Source organism: Faecalimonas canis, assembly GCF_054601575.1.
Map to the genome: position 1 here is coordinate 1 of NZ_BAAHSI010000044.1, position 1,037 is coordinate 1,037.

The 1,037-nt window shown below is 40.6% G+C and carries 1 protein-coding gene; it reads left to right on the top strand.

The window, feature by feature from the left end; all coding sequences use genetic code 11:
• Positions 1-88: 88 nt before the first annotated feature.
• On the top strand, positions 89-1,037 hold a 949-nt coding region (gene ltrA, locus ACYPXO_RS10780; protein ID WP_459640576.1), incomplete at its 3' end, for a group II intron reverse transcriptase/maturase.

Here is a 1,037-nt window from a genome sequence, read left to right on the forward strand (position 1 = left end):
ATGTCTCGAATTGCAGAAATGACAACATCTGCCGTAACCAATCGGGTAAAGGGTGGTCAAATCAAGCGAGACGGAAAGGAAAGAACACATGAACACAAGTAATCTAATGGAGAAGATACTCTCTAGTGATAACCTCAATAGAGCATATATGCAAGTCGTACGAAATAAAGGTGCAGAGGGAGTGGACGGAATGAAGTACACAGAACTCAAAGAACACCTTGAAAAGAACGGCGAAAACATCAAGGAACAGTTGAGAACAAGAAAATATAAACCACAACCAGTACGAAGAGTGGAGATACCAAAACCCGATGGCGGAGTCAGAAATCTAGGAGTACCAACGGTAACAGATAGATTTATACAACAAGCCATAGCGCAGGTCTTAACACCAATTTATGAGGAAGAGTTCCATGACCATAGTTATGGATTCAGACCGAATAGATGTGCACAGCAAGCAATCCTGACAGCGCTAGACATGATGAATGACAGTAATGATTGGATTGTAGACATTGACTTGGAAAAGTTCTTTGACACAGTAAATCATGATAAACTTATGACTATCATAGGTAGAACCATTAAAGATGGGGATGTAATCTCTATCGTCAGGAAATACCTAGTCAGCGGAATCATGATTGACGATGAGTATGAAGATTCTATTGTGGGAACGCCACAAGGAGGAAACCTTTCACCGCTGTTGGCAAACATCATGTTAAATGAACTAGACAAAGAAATGGAAAAGCGTGGGCTTAACTTTGTACGATACGCAGATGACTGCATCATCATAGTTGGAAGTGAAATGTCCGCCAACAGAGTAATGAGAAATATCTCACGATTCATTGAAGAGAAACTAGGGCTTAAGGTCAATATGACCAAGAGTAAAGTAGACAGACCTAGAGGTCTTAAGTATCTTGGATATGGATTCTACTATGATTCAAGAGCACATCAGTATAAGGCGAAACCGCATGTAAAATCAGTAGCGAAGTTCAAGAAGAAAATGAAAGAACTCACTTGCCGAAGTTGGGGTGTTAGCAACACGTGCA